This window comes from Streptomyces sp. NPDC048185 (assembly GCF_043202495.1).
GTDB lineage: Bacteria > Actinomycetota > Actinomycetes > Streptomycetales > Streptomycetaceae > Streptomyces.
The window spans coordinates 565,070-581,230 of the sequence record NZ_JBIDAN010000003.1 but is presented as its reverse complement, the minus strand read 5'-3'; the positions used below and the strand labels follow the sequence as shown (position 1 = coordinate 581,230).

Here is a 16,161-nt window from a genome sequence, read left to right as displayed (position 1 = left end):
ACAACGGGCGCCGTGCCGGCCGGAAGGCGCCGGTCAGCGCCGCCCCCGGCCCCTCCCGCGGCCTCCGCCGTCGCCGTCGCGGCCCTCGTCGCGGTCGTCGTCCCGCGGGCCGAGCAGCTCGTCCGCCAGTGACGGCAGATCGTCCAGCGGGGTCTCCTCGGCCCAGTCGGAGCGACGCCTGCGGGGCGGCGCCTGCCCGGGGTCGACCCGGGGCAGCTCGCGCGTGATCTCCTGGCGTTCGCCGGACGCGTCGGACCCTGCCGGGCCCTCCTCCTCCCGGAAGTAGCCCGGCGGAACCCGGTCGGCGGGGTCGTCCCCGCGCACCGGGGGCAGCACCGCCGTGTCGTCGGCGGCTCCCGGCGTCACGGGCGGCAGGACGGCCGTCTCGTCGGCGGCCCGGGGCTCCACGGCGGGCAGCACCGCCGTCTCGTCCGCGGCGCCGGACGGCACCGGCGGCTTGGGCAGCTCGGCCGTCACCTCGGACTCGGACACGCCGGAAGCCCGGCCGTCGCCGCGGCGCCCGGCCCGGGCCCGGTCCTCGGCGCCGCCCCGGTCCGCGCCCTGGCCCTCGCCCCGCTCGTCGTCCCGAGCGTCACGCACCGGCCGCAGTACAGCCGTGTCCTCCACCGGACCGCCGGAGGCGTTCGTCGGCGTCACGACGGGCGTGGGAACGGTCAGCGCGTCCGAGGGATCGGCATCGGCCGGAGTGCGCCGGGGAGCGTCCGCGGCGGGCGGAGCCTCCGTCCTGGGGCCCGCCGCCGCCGCGGCCGCCGCCTGCTCGGCCGCCCGGCGTGCCTCCTCGGCGCGCATCAGGGCCTCCTCGGCCTTGCGCTGCTTCTCCAGGCGCAGGGCCTCGGCCTCGGCACGCAGCCGCTCCTCCTCCTCGGCCTGCTTGCGCCGCCGCTCCTCCTCGGCACGGCGGCGGGCCTCCTCCTCGGCGCGGGCCTTCTCCTCCGCGAGGAGCCGGGCCCGCTCCTCCTCGGCACGGCGGCGTGCTTCCTCGGCCCGCTGCCGGGCCTCCTCGGCCTGCCGCTCGGCCTCGCGCCGCTGCGCCTCCTCCAGCTCGCGCCGCTTGCGCTCCTCCTCCTCGGCGCGCAGCCGCTCCAGCTGCTCGAGGCGCTCACGCTCCAGGCGCTCCTCCTCGGCCTTGCGCGCGGCCTCCTCCTCGGCCTTTCGCCGGGCCTCCTCCTCGGCCTTGCGGCGCGCCTCCTCCCGGGCCTTGATCTCGGCCTCGGACAGCGGCAGCACCTGGTCGAGCCGGTGCCGTACGACGGTAGTGACGGCCTCGGGCTCCTGGCCCGCGTCCACGACGAGGTAGCGGCCGGGGTCGGCGGCGGCCAGCGTCAGGAAACCGGCCCGCACGCGCGCGTGGAACTCGGCGGGCTCCGACTCCAGGCGGTCCGGCGCCTCGGTGAACCGCTCGCGCGCGGTCTCCGGCGGAACGTCCAACAGGACCGTCAGATGCGGAACGAGACCGTTGGTCGCCCAGCGGTTGATCCGGGCGATCTCGGTCGGCGACAGGTCGCGGCCGGCGCCCTGGTAGGCCACCGAGGAGTCGATGTACCGGTCGGAGATGACCACGGCGCCGCGCTCCAGCGCGGGCCGGACCACGGTGTCCACGTGCTCCGCGCGGTCGGCGGCGTACAGCAGCGCCTCCGCGCGGTGCGACAGACCGGCGCTGGAGACGTCCAGCAGGATCGACCGCAGGCGCTTGCCCACCGGCGTCGCACCCGGCTCGCGCGTCAGCACGACCTCGTGCCCCTTGCCCCGGATCCACTCGGCGAGCGCCTCCGCCTGGGTGGACTTCCCGGCACCGTCGCCGCCCTCCAGGGCGATGAAGAAACCGTTCGCCGCGGGGGTCGGCGCCGGATCGTCGCCACCGAGCAGCGCGTCCTTCAGGTCGTGCCGCAGCGGCACCCCGGAACGGTCGTCGACCTTGGCCAGCACCAGCGCGGCCACCGGCAGCAGCAGCGCGCCGACCAGCATCAGCACGAACGCGGCGCCGCCGTGGGCAAAGACGAACTTGCCGTTCTCCAGCCGGTGCGGCCCGATCGCCGCCGCCACCACGGGTGCGATCACCGCGCCGAGCGCCACGTAGACCCGGACGACGGCGTGCAGGTGCTCGGTCGTCCGCGTCCGGCGGTGGTCCTCGGTCTCCTGGTCGAGCAGCGCGTGCCCGGTGTTGGCGGCCACGCCCGCGCCGACGCCGGCCAGCGCGAGGAGCAGCAGCACGCTGGTGGCGTCCGGGACGAGACCCGCGGCCAGCAGGGCGACGCCGACGAAGGCGATCGCCAGGGCGAGCAGCCGCCGGCGCGACAGGGAGGGCAGCAGGGCGGGGGCCGTGCGGATGCCGACGACCACTCCGCCGGTCAGGGCACCGACCGCCAGCCCGTACAGCACCGGGCCGCCGCCCAGGTCCTTGGCGTGCAGCACCGCCACGGCGACCGCGGCGGACACGGCGGCGGCGACGGCCGCGCAGGCGAACACCAGCAGCGGCAGGGCGCCGGTGCGGCCCTTGTCTACGCCGGCGGCCGTCTTCGGGCGGCGCATGCCCTCCAGCGGCGACCGGGCGCGCGGCGTGCGCGTCCCGGGCAGTTCGAGGAAGGTCACCAGGGACAGGGAGGCGGCGAACAGCCCGGCCGCCACGTACGAGCCGAGCGCCGCCTGGTGCTGGGCGAACCAGTCGACGCCGGCGCCCAGCAGGTTGTTCAGCAGTCCCGCGACGACCAGCACGGCCGCGGCCAGGGGAATGGCCACGAAGCCGGTGCGCAGCGACAGGCGGCGCAGGGCGTCCATGTGGTCCGGCAGGGGACGTACCGTCGCGCCCTCCGGGGGCGGCGCGGGCAGCAGCGCGGGGGCCGCGCTCTCCCGGCACACGGTCCAGAAGCGCTCGGCGACGCCGGTGACGAAGCCGGTCACCAGCAGGACGGCGAGGGCGTCCTGCGGTGTCCAGTCGATCCACAGCGGCGCCACGATCAGCAGCGCCGCCCGCAGACCGTCCGCGCCCACCATCGTCCAGCGGCGGTCGAGAGGACCGTCCTGCGAGGTGAGCGAGGTGAGCGGGCCGAGCAGGACCGCGCCGAAGAGCAGCGTCGCCAGGACGCGGACGCCGAAAACGGTCGCCACTGCGAACGCCACGCCCCGGTAGCCCCCGCCGAACGAGCCCGCGCCTATGGCGGCCTGCACGGCGAGGAGGACCAGCACCAGCAGGGCGAGGGTGTCGCCGACACCCCCCACGAGCTGTGCGCTCCACAACCGCCTCAGCTGCGGTCGGCGCAGCAGGGCGCGGACGGCACGCTCGCGGGAGTCCGCGACCAGGGCGTCGTCCGGGGCGGGGTGAGGGGCCGTTGGCTGGTCGGCTCGCGTCATGCGTTCAGCCTATCGGGCGGCACCGACAGGCCGTGGTACCCGGCCGAACGTACGCACGCCCCGACACCGAATCGATGCCGGGGCGTTCGCTCAGCGAACGGCGGCGCATGCGCGCGCGGGGTCCTGGGACCCGGTTCAGTCCTCCGAGGCCGGGGACGCGCCGGCCTTCTTGGCGGCCGTCTTCGTCGTCTTCTTCGCCGTCGACTTGGCTGCCGTGCTCTTGGCGGCCGTCGTCTTGGCCGCGGTCTTCTTCGCCGCCGCCTTCTTGGCCGGGGCCTTCTTGGCGGTGGTCTTCTTCGCCGCGGTCTTCTTCGCCGTCTTCTTGGCGGGCCCCTTGGCCCGCTTCTCGGCGAGCAGCTCGTAGCCGCGCTCCGGCGTGATGTCCTCGACGCTGTCGCCGGAGCGCAGGGTCGCGTTGGTCTCGCCGTCGGTGACGTAGGGGCCGAAGCGGCCGTCCTTGACGACGACCGGCTTCTCGCTGACCGGGTCGGTGCCCAGTTCCTTCAGCGGGGGCTTGGCCGCCGCCCGGCCACGCTGCTTGGGCTGGGCGTAGATCGCCAGCGCCTCTTCCAGCGTGATCGTGAAGAGCTGCTCCTCGGACGTCAGCGACCTGGAGTCCGTGCCCTTCTTCAGGTACGGGCCGTAGCGGCCGTTCTGCGCGGTGATCTCGACGCCCTCGGCGTCGGTCCCGACGACGCGCGGCAGCGACATCAGCTTCAGGGCGTCGTCCAGGGTCACCGTGTCCAGCGACATCGACTTGAACAGCGAGGCCGTCCGCGGCTTCACGGCGTTCTTGCCGGTCTTGGGGGTGCCCTCGGGGAGCACCTCGGTGACGTAGGGGCCGTAGCGGCCGTCCTTGGCGACGATGGTGTGGCCGGTGGCCGGGTCGGTGCCCAGCTCGAAGTCGCCGCTCGGCTTGGCGAGCAGCTCCTCCGCCAGCTCGACGGACAGCTCGTCCGGCGCCAGGTCGTCGGGGACGTCGGCGCGCTGGTGCTGCTCGGTGTCCTTCTCGCCGCGCTCGACATAGGGGCCGTAGCGCCCGACGCGCAGCACGATGTCGTTGCCGACGGGGAACGACGACACCTCGCGGGCGTCGATCGCGCCGAGGTCGGTCACCAGTTCCTTGAGGCCGCCGAGGTGGTCCCCGTCGCCGTTGCCGGCGTCTGCCGCGCCGCCCTCGCCGGCGCCCTCGCCGAAGTAGAACCGCTTCAGCCACGGCACGGACTGGGCCTCGCCGCGCGCGATGGCGTCGAGGTCGTCCTCCATCTTGGCGGTGAAGTCGTAGTCGACGAGCCGGCCGAAGTGCTTCTCCAGGAGGTTGACCACGGCGAAGGACAGGAAGGACGGCACGAGGGCCGTGCCCTTCTTGAACACGTAGCCGCGGTCCAGGATCGTGCCGATGATCGACGCGTACGTCGACGGGCGGCCGATCTCCCGCTCCTCCAGCTCCTTGACCAGCGACGCCTCGGTGTAGCGGGCCGGGGGCTTGGTGGCGTGACCGTCGACCGTGATCTCGTCGGCGGTCAGCGCGTCGCCCTCGGCGACCTGCGGCAGCCGGCGCTCGCGGTCGTCCAGCTCGGCGTTCGGGTCGTCGGCGCCCTCGACGTAGGCCTTCAGGAAGCCGTGGAAGGTGATCGTCTTGCCGGAGGCGCTGAACTCGACGTTCCGGCCGTCGGCGGCCGCGCCGCCGATCTTCACGGTGACGCTGTTGCCGGTCGCGTCCTTCATCTGGGAGGCGACGGTCCGCTTCCAGATCAGTTCGTACAGCTTGAACTGGTCGCCGGTCAGACCGGTCTCGGCGGGCGTGCGGAAGCGGTCGCCGGAGGGGCGGATCGCCTCGTGCGCCTCTTGCGCGTTCTTGACCTTGCCGGCGTACGTCCGCGGCTGGGCCGGCAGGTAGTCGGCGCCGTACAGCTGCGTGACCTGGGCGCGGGCGGCGGTGACCGCCGTGTCGCTCAGCGTCGTCGAGTCCGTACGCATGTAGGTGATGTAGCCGTTCTCGTACAGCTTCTGGGCGATCTGCATGGTCGCCTTCGCACCGAAGCCGAGCTTACGCGAGGCCTCCTGCTGGAGCGTCGTCGTACGGAACGGGGCGTACGGCGAGCGGCGGTACGGCTTGGACTCGACGGAGCGGACGGCGAAGCGGGTGTTCTCCAGCGCCGCGGCGAGCGCGCGGGCGTTCGCCTCGTCGAGGTGGAGGGTGTTCGCGCTCTTCAGCTGTCCCAGGGAGTCGAAGTCGCGGCCCTGCGCGACACGCCGGCCGTCGACCGTCTGGAGGCGGGCGACCAGCGACGACGGGTCGGAGGCGTCGCCCGCCCGGCCGGTCGCGAAGGTGCCGGTCAGGTCCCAGTACTCGGCGGAGCGGAACGCCATGCGCTCGCGTTCCCGCTCGACGACGAGCCGCGTCGCGACGGACTGGACGCGGCCCGCCGACAGGCGCGGCATGACCTTCTTCCACAGGACCGGCGAGACCTCGTAGCCGTAGAGGCGGTCGAGGATGCGGCGGGTCTCCTGGGCGTCGACGAGCTTCTGGTTGAGCTGGCGCGGGTTGGCGACGGCGGCCCGGATCGCGTCCTTGGTGATCTCGTGGAACACCATGCGCTTGACCGGGATCTTCGGCTTGAGGACTTCCTGGAGGTGCCAGGCGATGGCCTCGCCCTCGCGGTCCTCATCGGTGGCGAGGAAGAGCTCGTCGGAGTCCTTCAGCAGGTCCTTGAGCTTCTTGACCTGCGCCTTCTTGTCCGCGTTGACCACATAGATCGGCTGGAAGTCGTGTTCGACGTCCACACCGAGGCGGCGAACCTCACCGGTGTACTTCTCCGGCACCTCCGCGGCGCCGCTGGGAAGGTCGCGAATGTGCCCGACGCTCGCCTCGACGACGTATCCAGGACCGAGATAGCCCTTGATCGTCTTCGCCTTGGCAGGCGACTCGACGATGACGAGTCGGCGGCCGCCGTTCGCGGTCTCGCTGGTCGGGGACAACTTCGCTCTTCTCTCCGGTCGACGCTGGGGCCTCCCCAGGCAGTGCTCCCGGGGTCGGGTCGTGCTGCGTTTCGGTCGTGACGCTGCGGAGTGTGACGGTACCTCCCGCCCCCGTGTCAAACGGGAAAAGCCCGCAACGGCCACTCGAACGGTAACCCGACGAAGCCTGTTCCTGCCGCCCGGAGTGCCGACCAGGCACGATGCGCGTATCCGGAGCGCGATCCCCCGATTACCGGGGCGGGGGTGCGGCAGGCGTCCGGATCCGGCCCCTCACACGCGCGTCAGGCACCAGGCCCCGGCGGCCAGCGCGGCCACGGCGACGACACTCGCGACGGTCGCCGATGCGACGGGCCTCACACCGAGCGCGACGGGCCGGCCGTGCCGCACCCGTGTCGCGGTCCACACCAGCAGGCCGCCCCCGAACAGGGCGAACACCATTCCCGCGAAGATCGCCGGCCCGCTTTCCATGGTCCCCGTGCCCCTTTTCTCCGTCCGCGAGTGCCCAGCCTCCGGGAGGCTGTCACCCGCGGGCGGCGGGCAGGCGAACCCTGGGTGAACGGGGAGCCGACAGGTCCTGCCCGTGGCTCGTTCCACCGGGTCCGCCGCCGGTGCCGGGGCGCACCGGGGCGGCGGGCCGGGCCCTCGCGCCGGTACGGCGGACGCCTACGCCGGTTCCAGGAATCCCTGCTCCACCAGCAGCCGGATCTGCGCGGGCGTGCGGTCGCGCAGCGCCACCGGGTCCTCGCCGACCAGCTGGGCGATGGCGTCCAGGATGCGGCCGGCGCTCATGGTGCCGTCGCAGACGCCCGCGAAGCCGGCGCCGACGGTGTCGACCCTGGTGGCCCGCCGCATGCCGCGGTTCTGGCGCAGCACGACATGCTCGGGGTCCTCGGCGCCGGGCAGGCCGACCTGCTCCTGGACGACCTCGGCGGCCAGCGTGAAGTGCGCCTCGAGCAGGGCCGCGTCGTCGTGGTCGCGCAGGTAGTCGAGGCGGGCGAAGTGCGCCCGCACCGTCTCGCCGAGCGGCTGCTCGATCGGGTGCGGCCACTCCTCCGCCGTGATCGACGGCTCCGCGGCGGCCGTCCTGCGCAGCGTGATCCAGCCGAAGCCGACGGCCTTGACCTTGCGCGCCTCGAACTCGTCCAGCCACGCGTCGTAGCGCGCCTCGTACTCGGTCTCGTCGCCGCGGTGGTCGCCCGCGTCCCTGAGCCACAGCTCGGCGTACTGCGTGACGTCCTGCACCTCGCGCTGCACGATCCACGCGTCGCAGCCGCGCGGCACCCAGGAGCGCAGCCGGTCCGTCCAGTCCTCCCCCTCCACGTGCTGCCAGTTGGCGAGGAAGTGCGCGAACCCGCCCTCGTTCAGGCGCTCCCCCGTCAGCTGAACGAGCGTGCGGCACAGATCGTCCCCGCCCATCCCGCCGTCCCGGTAGGTCAGCCGGGCCCCGGGGGAGATCACGAACGGCGGGTTGGACACGATCAGGTCGTAGGTGTCGTCCTCGTCGACCGGGTCGTAGAGCGAGCCCTCCCGCAGGTCGGCGGCCGGGGCCCCGGACAGGGCGAGGGTCAGCGCGGTGATGTGGAGCGCGCGCGGGTTGACGTCCGTCGCCGTCACGCGCGTGGCGTGCCGGGCGGCGTGCAGCGCCTGGATGCCGGAGCCGGTGCCGAGGTCGAGGGCGGTGGAGACGGGGGTGCGGACGGTGAGGCCGGCGAGGGTCGTGGAGGCGCCGCCGACGCCGAGGACGACGCCCTCCGCGCGGTTCCCGATGCCGCCCGCGCCGCCGACCGCGCAGCCGAGGTCGGACACGATGAACCAGTCCTCGCCGTCGGGCCCGCCGTACGGCCGTACGTCCACGGTGGACGCCAGCTCGCCGTCGACGGACACCAGCCATCCGCTCTCCAGGCAGGCGTCGACGGGCAGGACGTCCGCCGCGCGCGCGTGGGGCACCGGTTGCTGGAGGAGGAAGAGCCGGACGAGCAGCTCCAGCGGCGTGTCGCCGCGGGTGGCCCGGAGCGCGGGCACGACCTCGCTGCGCGACAGCGCCGCGTAGGCGGGGGCACCGAGCAGCTCCAGCAGTCCGTCGGCGGTGAAGGACGCCCCGAGCAGGGCGTCCCGCAGCCGGGCGGTGACGTCGGTGCGGTCGGCGGCGGGCAGGGGGGAGAGGCTGGCGTTACTCACACCCCCATTGTGGCCCGCGTCCCGCGTCGCGCCCGCCGGGCGGAGGCCGGTCCCTCCCGGCCGCCGCCCCGGACGTGCCGTGGCGTCAGCCGGCGGTCCCCGCTGCCGACGGGCTGGCCGACTTGCAGCTGGGCTGCTGGGCCATGGCCTGGCCGACTTCGCCCTCCTCGAGGGTCTTCAGCGCGTCGCTGCCGGACTTGCTGAGCTTGTTCAGCTCGGTGGCGACGTCCTTGAGACCGTCGGCGAACTTCGCCTGGTCCTTGGTGTCGAGGTCCTCCACCTGCTTCTTCAGGGAGGCGTAGGACGCCGAGAGGCCGTTGAGCTCCTTGACCGCGTCCTGCTGCTTCTTCTCGCCCTCGTCGACGTCCGGCGCCCCGGCGTTCTGGACCGTGCCGGCCATCGCCTTGTAGGCGTCGGACATGTCCTGGAAGGCCTTCGCGTCGGTCTTCTGGACCTGCTCCGGCGTGCTGTTGTCCGAGGTCTCCTTCTGGATCGCGGCGTTGGCGGCCTCGATCTTCTTCGCCTGCGGCTGCACTCCGTCGCAGACCTGCTTGGCCCAGGAGTCCAGCTTGTCGTTGCCGTCGTCGCTGCTGCATCCCGTCAGCGCCAGTACCAGTACCGCACCGCCGGACAGTGCGGCCGCGAGCTTCTTGTTCACCGGATTGGTCCCTTCCATGGCTCTCGGCCCCGGAACATACACGCCGGATGGGGGACACTCGCAGGACGAACATCCATTAAGACCGTATTGCAGCCATTTGCACCAAGAGAGAGAAGGCTCACGGTGAGCGCGCGCGGAAACGCCGCACGGGCGGACGACGCGTCAGTACGCGTCGTCCGCCCGTGCCTTGAGCGGGGCCGCCCGCCCGCCGTCCGAAACGATTTCTACGAAACGACCGCCGGATCGGGCGACTTGGGCTCCTGATCGGTGTTGTCCTCGTCACCCACCGCGATGCCGCGCCGCTTGGACACGTACACCGCCGCGGCGATGACGGCGAACGCGACGACAGCGATCAGCACGCGCACGCCGACGCTCCTGTCGCCGCCGTAGGAGAACTTGATGACCGCCGGCGCGATGAGCAGTGCCACCAGGTTCATGACCTTCAGCAGCGGGTTGATGGCGGGGCCCGCGGTGTCCTTGAAGGGGTCGCCGACCGTGTCGCCGATGACGGTGGCCTCGTGGGCGTCGCTGCCCTTGCCGCCGTGGTGGCCGTCCTCGACGAGCTTCTTGGCGTTGTCCCAGGCTCCGCCGGAGTTGGCGAGGAACACCGCCATCAGCGTGCCCGCGCCGATCGCGCCCGCCAGGAAGGCGCCGAGCGCGCCGACGCCGAGCGTGAACCCGATGAAGATGGGTGCCATCACCGCGAGCAGTCCGGGCGTGGCGAGTTCGCGCAGGGCGTCCCTGGTGCAGATGTCGACGACCTTGCCGTACTCCGGTGTCTCGGTGTGGTCCATGATCCCGGGCTTCTCCCGGAACTGCCGGCGCACCTCGAAGACCACCGACCCCGCCGACCGCGACACCGCGTTGATCGCCAGCCCCGAGAAGAGGAAGACGACCGCCGCGCCGGCGATCAGCCCGACGAGGTTGTTGGGCTGCGAGATGTCCATCATCAGGCTCATCGGGGCGCCGTCGCCGCTGAGTTTCTCGCCCACGTCCCGCGCGCCGGTGGTGATGGCGTCGCGGTACGAACCGAACAGCGCGGAGGCCGCGAGGACGGCCGTGGCGATGGCGATGCCCTTGGTGATGGCCTTGGTGGTGTTGCCGACGGCGTCCAGGTTGGTGAGCACCTGGGCGCCGGCGCCCTCGACGTCGCCGGACATCTCGGCGATGCCCTGGGCGTTGTCGGAGACCGGCCCGAAGGTGTCCATGGCGACGATCACGCCGACCGTGGTGAGCAGGCCGGTGCCGGCCAGCGCCACCGCGAACAGGGCCAGCATGATCGACGTGCCGCCGAGCAGGAAGGCCCCGTAGACGCCGAGGCCGATCAACAGGGCGGTGTAGACGGCGGATTCCAGGCCGATGGAGATGCCGGCCAGGACGACGGTGGCGGGACCGGTGAGCGAGGTCTTCCCGATGTCCCTGACGGGCCGCCGGGTGGTCTCCGTGAAGTAGCCGGTGAGCTGCTGGATCAGGGCGGCCAGCACGATGCCGATCGCCACGGCGACGAGCGCGAGGATCCGCGGGTCGCCGTCCTTGGCGGCGATGGCCGCGTCGCCGACGCCGTCGAGGTCGGCGTAGGTGCCGGGGAGGTAGACGAAGACGGCCACCGCCACCAGCACCAGCGAGATCACCGCGGAGATGAAGAAGCCCCGGTTGATCGCGCTCATGCCGCTGCGGTCGGACCGCCGGGGCGCCACCGCGAAGATGCCGATCATGGCGGTGATCACGCCGATCGCCGGCACGAGCAGCGGGAACGCCAGCCCGGAGTCGCCGAAGGCCACCTTGCCGAGGATCAGCGCGGCGACCAGCGTCACGGCGTACGACTCGAAGAGGTCGGCGGCCATGCCCGCGCAGTCGCCGACGTTGTCGCCCACGTTGTCGGCGATGGTCGCGGCATTGCGCGGATCGTCCTCCGGAATGCCCTGTTCGACCTTGCCGACCAGGTCGGCGCCGACGTCGGCGGCCTTGGTGAAGATGCCGCCGCCGACCCGCATGAACATGGCGATCAGCGCGGCTCCGAGGCCGAAGCCCTCCAGCACCTTCGGCGCGTCGGCCGCGTACACCAGCACCACGCAGGAGGCGCCCAGGAGGCCGAGTCCCACCGTGAACATGCCGACGACGCCGCCCGTGCGAAAGGCGATCTTCATCGCTTTGTGCGAGACGAGGGTGAGATCCTTCTCCGGTTCGCCCGGGGCCGGTGTCGCTTCCCGCGCCGCCGCGGCGACGCGCACATTGCTGCGCACGGCGAGCCACATGCCGATATAGCCGGTGGCCGCCGAGAACGCCGCGCCGATCAGGAAGAACACCGATCGTCCGGCACGCTGACTCCAGTCGTCCGCGGGCAGCAGCATGAGCAGGAAGAACACGACCACGGCGAATACGCCGAGCGTGCGCAGCTGCCGGGCCAGATAGGCGTTCGCGCCTTCCTGGACGGCCGCCGCGATCTTTTTCATGCTGTCGGTTCCCTCGCCCGCCGCGAGCACCTGGCGCACCAGGACTCCCGCGAGCACCAGCGCGGCCAGCGCGACGACCGCGATGACCGCGATCAGGGCGCGGTTTCCGTCGGTCAGTACGGCGGCGGCGACGGTCGAGGCGTCGCCCAACTGATGAGGGGTGGAAAGCTCCGCCATTCGTCCTCCTTGACGCTTGGGCTGAGCTCAAGATGTGGACGGGATTGTAGGTACCGGAACCTGATCAAAACAGTGCACGACAAAGAGAAATGACCTGTCAACCGGAAAGGCCCCGGACGTAGTAATGCCCCTCCGGCATTGCAGTCGTGATCCATTCGGGTGATCCTTTTCCGTGCAAAGGATCGTGAATGAATTCACTACCGCTCGGACCACTGTAGGCATCGCCTGCATCTTCCGCACATGGCAAAGGGCCCTACGAGGTAGGGCCCTTCGGGTGATGCGGAAATGTCAGGCCGGCGGCAGCACCGCGGTCGCGGTCGGCCAGGTCATGCGGATCAGTCCGCCGTCCTCGTCGGCCGAGACCTCCACGTCGTCGACGAGGCCGCTGATGACCGCGAGGCCCATCTCGTCCTCCTCGGCCTCCGCCTCGTCGACGGCGGTGTCCGGCGCTCCGGGTCCGGTCACGGCGTGCGGCGCCTTGTCGCCGACCTCGATGGAGAACTGCTTCTCCTCCTCGATCAGCGCCACGTTGACCGGCGCCGTGATGCCGCCGTGCTGATGCAGGCCCACTGCCCGGGTGCAGGCCTCGCCGACGGCGAGCCTGACCTCGTCGAGGACGGCCTCGTCCACTCCGGCCCTGCGTGCCACCGCGGCCGCCACGAGACGGGCGGTGCGGACATGCTCGGGCAGCGCGCTGAAGCGGAGTTCGACGGTGGCCATGCATCCCCCTCGGACTACGGGCGTGCTGTCGAGGGGCCGGGCCGCCGAAGCCCGGCCCCTCCTTGGTTCGGTCGTCCCGGGCCCAGGGCCCGGGACCGGTCGTCAGTCGGTGGCCGCCACCGCTTCCTCGACCGAGGTGTGAATCGGGAACACCTTGGTGAGGCCGGTGATACGGAAGATCTTGAGAATGCGCTCCTGGTTGCAGACCAGGCGCAGCGAGCCCTCATGGGCACGCACCCGCTTCAGTCCGCCGACCAGCACGCCGAGCCCGGTGGAGTCGAGGAAGTCCACGCCCTCCATATCGACGACGAGGTGGAAACTCCCGTCGTTCACCAGCTCGACCAGCTGCTCACGCAGCTTGGGCGCGGTGTATACGTCAATTTCGCCACCGACCTCGACGACCGTACGATCGCCGACGGTACGGGTCGACAGGGACAGGTCCACGGATCCTCCAGCACCTTGCTATCGAGCGGTCGTCCCTCGGGACACCTCGGCTTGAAGCCCCCAGGACGGTTCGCCAGCCGCGATGGCATTCAATCACTTACCGGCAGGCGTGCACGACGCCTTGGTCCCATTGTCCGTCACGCCAGTGACACACTCGGTGCCGATGGCCGACAATCACCGAACCGATCGACCCCCGGCGGGGCCCGGCTCCCGGCCGGATCCGGGCACGGTCCTGGACCGGCTCGCCGCGGGACCGAGCCGGGCTGCGCGCATCACTCATACGGAGCACTTGCCCCCACGTGCGGGCCGTCATGCCCTCTGGCCGGACCGGATTCGCCCGGAGGTCGTCGCGGCGGTGCGGGCCGCGGGCATCGAACACCCCTGGGCCCACCAGGCACGGGCGGCGGAACACGCTCTGGACGGCGAGTCGGTGGTCGTCGCCACCGGCACCGCCTCCGGCAAGTCCCTGGCCTATCTGGTGCCGGTCCTCTCGACGCTCCTGGAGGGCTCCGAGGCCCCGAACGGGCGCGGCGCCACCGCCCTCTACCTGGCTCCGACCAAGGCGCTGGCCGCCGATCAGTGCCGGTCCGTGAAGGAACTCGCACGGCCGCTGGGCACATCCGTGCGGGCCGCCGTGTACGACGGCGACACGCCGTTCGAGGAACGGGAGTGGATCCGCCAGTACGCCACCTACGTCCTCACCAACCCGGACATGCTGCACCGCGGGATCCTGCCGTCCCACTCCCGCTGGTCCTCCTTCCTGAAGTCGCTGAAGTACGTCGTCATCGACGAGTGCCACACCTACCGCGGCGTCTTCGGCTCGCACGTCGCCCAGGTGCTGCGCAGACTGCGCCGGCTGTGTGCCCGCTACGGCGCGTCGCCCGTGTTCCTGCTGGCCTCCGCCACCGCGGCCGAACCCTCGGTGGCGGCCCGCCGGCTCACCGGGCTGCCGGTGGTCGAGGTCGCCGACGACGCCTCACCGCGCGGTGAGCTGGTGTTCGCCCTCTGGGAACCCCCGCTGACCGAACTGGAGGGCGAGAAGGGCGCGCCCGTCCGCCGCACCGCCACCGCCGAGGCCGCCGACCTGCTCACCGACCTCACCGTGCAGGGCATGCGCTCGATCACCTTCGTCCGCTCCCGGCGCGGCGCCGAGCTGATCTCGGTGATCGCCCAGGAGCGCCTGTCCGAGGTCGACCGGTCACTGACCCGGCGGGTGGCGGCCTACCGCGGCGGCTACCTCCCCGAGGAGCGCCGTGCCCTGGAACGCGCCCTGCACTCGGGCGAACTGCTCGGCCTCGCGGCGACGAACGCCCTGGAACTCGGCGTCGACATCTCCGGTCTGGACGCCGTGGTCATCGCCGGCTATCCGGGCACGCGGGCGTCGCTGTGGCAGCAGGCCGGGCGGGCGGGCCGGTCCGGGCAGGGGGCGCTGGCCGTGCTGGTCGCCCGGGACGACCCGCTGGACACCTTCCTCGTCCATCATCCGGAGGCCCTGTTCGACCAGCCGGTGGAGTCCACGGTCCTGGACCCCGACAATCCGTACGTCCTCGCCCCCCACCTGTGCGCCGCCGCGGCCGAGCTGCCCCTGACGGAGGACGACCTGAAGCTCTTCGGCCCCGCCTGCGAGGAGCTGCTCCCCCAGCTGGAGGCGGCGAAGCTGCTGCGCCGGCGGACCCGGGCCTGGCACTGGACGCGCCGGGAGCGGGCCGCCGACCTGACCGACATCCGCGGAGAGGGCGGACGTCCGGTCCAGGTCGTCGAGGCCGGGACGGGACGGCTGCTGGGCACGGTCGACGCCGGTGCCGCCCACACGACCGTCCACGAGGGTGCCGTCCACCTCCACCAGGGCCGCACGTACCTCGTGCGCTCCCTGGACCTGGAGGACTCCGTCGCCCTCGTCGAGCAGGCCACGCCGTCGTACTCGACGGTGGCCCGCGACACGACGTCGATCTCCGTCCTCCAGACCGACCTCGAGGTCCCGTGGGGCGACGGACGCCTCTGCCTGGGCTCGGTCGAGGTCACCAACCAAGTGGTCTCCTTCCTGCGCCGGCGCCTGATCACCGGCGAAGTCCTGGGCGAGACGAAGCTCGACCTCCCTCCCCGGACCCTGCGCACACGAGCGGTGTGGTGGACGGTCACCGAGGACCAGCTGGACGAGGCCCGGATCAACCCGGAGATCCTCGGCGGCGCCCTGCACGCCGCCGAACACGCGTCGATCGGCATGCTGCCCCTGTTCGCCACCTGCGACCGCTGGGACATCGGCGGTGTGTCGGTGCCGCTGCACCCGGACACGCTGCTGCCGACGGTCTTCGTGTACGACGGCCATCCGGGTGGTGCGGGCTTCGCCGAGCGCGCCTTCCACACGGCCCGGGCCTGGCTCTCGGCCACCCGGGAGGCCATCGCGTCCTGCGAGTGCGAGGCCGGCTGCCCGTCCTGCATCCAGTCTCCCAAGTGCGGCAACGGCAACGATCCGCTGCACAAGAGGGGAGCCGTACGACTGCTCGCGGTGCTGCTGCGGGGAGCGGCGAAGGCGGAGACCGCACCGGGGGCGGAGACCGCACCGGGGGCGGAGACCGCTCCGGAGGCGCCGTAGACGCTGCGCCTCCGGCGCGGCTCACCTCCGCACGTCCCGTCTCGTCCCGGCGGCCTGGTCCGCCCCCGCCGGGTCCGCCCCCGCGGGGCCGGCCCGGGCCCGGACCTCCGCTCTGAAGGGCCCCCGGCCCGACGTCGCCGTCACGTCCGAGACCTGGCCGGCGAGTACGCACCGCACCAGCCGCGTGCCCTGGGCCCGCGCGATCCGGTCCGCCTGGGCGCAGGCCGCCGTAGTGCCGAGCGACCAGTGGTCGGCCGCCGCCAGCGCCGCGAGGTCGGCCCCGCCGGCCGCGCGATGCCGGGCCACGACGGCCTGCCCCGACGCCAGCACGACGCCGAACACCAGGCCCAGGACGGCGATCGCACCGACACTCCAGACGGTGGCGGACCCCCGGTCGGCCCCACCGGGAGCGCCCCGGCCGGTCGCCCTGCGGCACCAGGGCACGCCCCTCACGGCCCCGCCCCCGCCGCTTCCGCCACCGACACGCCGGCCGTCCGGCCCGGGGCCCGACCTCCTGCCCGATCCCCTGGCGCATCCACTGCCGGATCTGTTGCCGGACCCACCGTCGGATCACCCGGGCGGCCCAC

Annotated in this window: 10 protein-coding genes; 1 reads left to right on the top strand and 9 read right to left on the bottom strand. The window is 72.5% G+C overall.

Annotated features, from left to right (window positions below; all coding sequences use genetic code 11):
* Positions 1 to 33 precede the first annotated feature (33 nt).
* The 8 genes from tmk to bldG form a co-directional block, all read right to left on the bottom strand.
* Positions 34 to 3,369, bottom strand: coding sequence for a dTMP kinase (gene tmk / locus ACGF3H_RS13210; protein WP_362490204.1), 3,336 nt, complete (start codon positions 3,367 to 3,369; stop codon positions 34 to 36).
* Between the two features lie 135 nt (positions 3,370 to 3,504).
* Positions 3,505 to 6,351: a type I DNA topoisomerase gene (topA, locus tag ACGF3H_RS13205; protein WP_362490202.1), complete on the bottom strand. Its 2,847-nt coding sequence runs from the start codon at positions 6,349 to 6,351 to the stop codon at positions 3,505 to 3,507.
* Positions 6,352 to 6,621: 270 nt separating this feature from the next.
* Positions 6,622 to 6,819, bottom strand: coding sequence for a hypothetical protein (locus ACGF3H_RS13200; protein ID WP_362490200.1), 198 nt, complete (start codon positions 6,817 to 6,819; stop codon positions 6,622 to 6,624).
* A 195-nt stretch (positions 6,820 to 7,014) separates the two neighbouring features.
* Complete coding sequence (locus ACGF3H_RS13195) at positions 7,015 to 8,529, bottom strand: methyltransferase (RefSeq protein WP_362490198.1); 1,515 nt, start codon at positions 8,527 to 8,529, stop codon at positions 7,015 to 7,017.
* An 85-nt stretch (positions 8,530 to 8,614) separates the two neighbouring features.
* Positions 8,615 to 9,205, bottom strand: coding sequence for a small secreted protein (locus ACGF3H_RS13190; RefSeq protein WP_362490195.1), 591 nt, complete (start codon positions 9,203 to 9,205; stop codon positions 8,615 to 8,617).
* A gap of 206 nt (positions 9,206 to 9,411) precedes the next feature.
* On the bottom strand, positions 9,412 to 11,817 hold the full coding sequence (locus ACGF3H_RS13185; RefSeq protein WP_362490193.1) for a sodium-translocating pyrophosphatase: 2,406 nt from the start codon (positions 11,815 to 11,817) through the stop codon (positions 9,412 to 9,414).
* A gap of 288 nt (positions 11,818 to 12,105) precedes the next feature.
* Positions 12,106 to 12,537 (bottom strand): ATP-binding protein, encoded by a 432-nt coding sequence (locus ACGF3H_RS13180; RefSeq protein ID WP_362490191.1) that lies wholly within the window; start codon positions 12,535 to 12,537, stop codon positions 12,106 to 12,108.
* 102 nt (positions 12,538 to 12,639) lie between these two features.
* Positions 12,640 to 12,981 (bottom strand): anti-sigma factor antagonist BldG, encoded by a 342-nt coding sequence (gene bldG, locus ACGF3H_RS13175; protein WP_003975386.1) that lies wholly within the window; start codon positions 12,979 to 12,981, stop codon positions 12,640 to 12,642.
* Between the two features lie 82 nt (positions 12,982 to 13,063).
* Between bldG and ACGF3H_RS13170 the strand changes: the two genes are divergently transcribed.
* The gene (locus ACGF3H_RS13170) at positions 13,064 to 15,574 is read left to right on the top strand and encodes a DEAD/DEAH box helicase (RefSeq protein ID WP_362490190.1); all 2,511 of its coding nucleotides are present in this window, start codon (positions 13,064 to 13,066) and stop codon (positions 15,572 to 15,574) included.
* A gap of 21 nt (positions 15,575 to 15,595) precedes the next feature.
* Here the strand turns inward: ACGF3H_RS13170 and ACGF3H_RS13165 are convergent, their stop codons facing one another.
* Positions 15,596 to 16,027: an Rv3654c family TadE-like protein gene (locus ACGF3H_RS13165; RefSeq protein ID WP_362490187.1), complete on the bottom strand. Its 432-nt coding sequence runs from the start codon at positions 16,025 to 16,027 to the stop codon at positions 15,596 to 15,598.
* Positions 16,028 to 16,161 lie beyond the last annotated feature (134 nt).

Excerpts from the sequence above, each read along its gene's own strand:
- tmk (WP_362490204.1), bottom strand. The coding sequence starts at position 3,369 with ATGACGCGAGCCGACCAGCCAACGGCCCCTCACCCCGCCCCGGACGAC.
- ACGF3H_RS13185 (WP_362490193.1), bottom strand. The coding sequence starts at position 11,817 with ATGGCGGAGCTTTCCACCCCTCATCAGTTGGGCGACGCCTCGACCGTC.
- ACGF3H_RS13170 (WP_362490190.1), top strand. The coding sequence starts at position 13,064 with ATGGCATTCAATCACTTACCGGCAGGCGTGCACGACGCCTTGGTCCCA.
- ACGF3H_RS13190 (WP_362490195.1), bottom strand. The coding sequence starts at position 9,205 with ATGGAAGGGACCAATCCGGTGAACAAGAAGCTCGCGGCCGCACTGTCC.
- ACGF3H_RS13200 (WP_362490200.1), bottom strand. The coding sequence starts at position 6,819 with ATGGAAAGCGGGCCGGCGATCTTCGCGGGAATGGTGTTCGCCCTGTTC.
- ACGF3H_RS13180 (WP_362490191.1), bottom strand. The coding sequence starts at position 12,537 with ATGGCCACCGTCGAACTCCGCTTCAGCGCGCTGCCCGAGCATGTCCGC.